Annotated in this window: 2 protein-coding genes; both read left to right on the top strand. The window is 76.8% G+C overall.

Features of this window, described 5'->3' with window-relative positions; translation table 11 throughout:
- Nucleotides 1–840, top strand: an 840-nt coding sequence (locus tag ACFV4G_RS12790; RefSeq protein WP_380439438.1) for an N-acetylmuramoyl-L-alanine amidase, incomplete at its 5' end; no start/stop codon positions are given.
- Nucleotides 841–1,044: 204 nt separating this feature from the next.
- Entirely contained in the window at nucleotides 1,045–1,968 is a 924-nt protein-coding gene (locus ACFV4G_RS12785; protein ID WP_380439437.1) for a hypothetical protein, read from the top strand.
- The last annotated feature ends 110 nt before the right edge of the window (nucleotides 1,969–2,078 follow it).

The following is a 2,078-nucleotide window of genomic DNA, read 5'->3' as shown; positions in this document are numbered from 1 at the left end:
GGCGGGGGGGGGCCGCCCCGGGGGGCGCGCGCCCCCCCCGCCCGCCCGCCCCCCCCCCCCGCGCCCGGGGGCACCCCGAGCGCCACCACCCCACCCACCACGCCACCCGCCGCACCACCCGCCACCCCGTCGGACGCCCCCACCCCCGGGACCGCCGCCTCGACCGCCCTCACCGGCCGCACGATCCTGCTCGACCCCGGCCACAACCCCGGCAACTCCTCGCACACCGCCGAGATCAACCGTCAGGTCGACATCGGCAACGCCCGCAAGGAGTGCGACACCACCGGCACCGAGACCGACGCCGGCTACACCGAGGCCGACTACACCCTGGACGTCTCCCGCCGCGCCCGCGCGATCCTCACCGCCCGCGGCGCGACCGTGGCGTTCACCCAGGACGGCGACCGCCCGTGGGGCCCGTGCATCGACGAGCGCGCCAGGGCCGCCGCCGACGCCCACGCCGACGTGGCCCTCTCGGTGCACGCGGACGGCGCTCCGGCGAGCGGCAGCGGGTTCCACGTGATCATGCCCGCCAAGGTGGTCGCCGGGAAGGCGGACAACTCGGCGATCGTCGAACCGTCGCACCGGCTCGGCCTGCTGCTGCGCGAGCGGTTCCACGCCGCGACCGGCGAGCCGTTCGCCGACTACATCGCCGAGAACGGCCTGGACACCCGCTCCGACCTGGGCGGCCTCAACCTCTCGACGGTCCCCAAGGTGTTCATCGAGTGCGGTAACATGCGCAACCCGGCGGACGCGAAGCGGATGACGGACCCTCAGTGGCGCCAGAAGGCGGCCGAGGGGATCGCCGACGCGCTGACGGCGTATCTGACCTCGCGGGGCTGAATCCGGCGGCGCTCCCGCGGCGCCCGGGCCACGCTCCCGGGGCGCTCGGGCTGCGCCGTTTGCAACGAATTCGCCCCGTTCCCGGTCCCCGCTGTGCGCCGGTGGGGCGGTTGGCCCTAGGCTTCTGGTCCGTTCGGGGGTTCCCGGCCGGTCGGCGCGACCGGGCGGACCGCCGTCCACGAACCGTCAACGAGGGGAACGTAAGTGAATCTGCGCGCTCTCACCAGGGGAGACGCCGCCGTCGCAGGCGCGGCCGTCCTGCTCTTCATCGCCTCCTTCCTGCCCTACCTGAGCTGGAACTGCTCCGGGGCGTACTGCGGGAACATCGACACGTCGCAGAACGCCTGGAGCACCGCGCTGTTCCCCGTCCTGCCGTCGATCTACCTGCTGGGCATCGCCGCCGCCGCGCTGATCCTGGTGCAGCGGTTCCAGGGCCCGGCCGCGGCCAACCGTCAGGTCCTCGGCCTGCGGCTGGACCAGTGGGGCATCGCCTTCGCGGTGGCCGCGCTCTGGACGTCCGTCTGGGCGCTGGGCGGCGCCGGCACCGGTCCGAGCGTCAGCCACGGCTTCGGCGCCTGGCTCGGCCTCATCTCGCTGATCGTGCTCGCCGGCGCCGCCGCGGCCGCTCCGCTGGTGCCCGCGCTGAAGGCGCCGCTGGTGACCGACCGTCCGGCCGTCCCGTACCAGGGCGGCTACCCGATGCCGGGCCAGCCCGGTCAGCCCGGTCAGCCCCAGCCCGGCCAGTACGGCTACCCGGTGCAGGGCCAGGACCCGAACCAGGCCCCGGCGTACGGCGCCCAGCCCGGCGGCTACGGCTACCCGGCCCCGGGTGCGCCCGGCCAGGCCGGCCAGCCCGGCCCGCAGGACATCACCCCGGCCCCGGTCGCCGCACAGCCGGCCCCGGCCCCGCAGCCGGCCCCGGCGGCCGACTTCGCGCCGTTCTGGTTCGCCGTCCCGGCCCCGCGCGCGCTGGCGCCGAAGGACAACCCGGTCGGCGCGCCGATCGGCGAGCTGGTCCCCGGCACCTGGTACCTGGCGGTCGAGCAGCGCGGCACCGCGCTGGTCGCCCAGCTCCAGGACGGCACCCAGGGCGTGCTGGCCGACACCTCGGGCATCCAGCGCGGCTGAACCGCCACGCAGCCGGAAGGGGGGGGGGGGGGGCCGCGCGGCCCCCCCCCCCCCCGCGCGCCGCCCCCCCCGCGCCCGACCCAGCCCGCCAGACACCCCACCCGCACCCC

Source organism: Kitasatospora sp. NPDC059747 (assembly GCF_042732955.1).
GTDB lineage: Bacteria > Actinomycetota > Actinomycetes > Streptomycetales > Streptomycetaceae > Kitasatospora.
The sequence above is the reverse complement of the archived record's forward strand: the minus strand, read 5'-3'. Positions and strand labels throughout refer to the sequence as shown.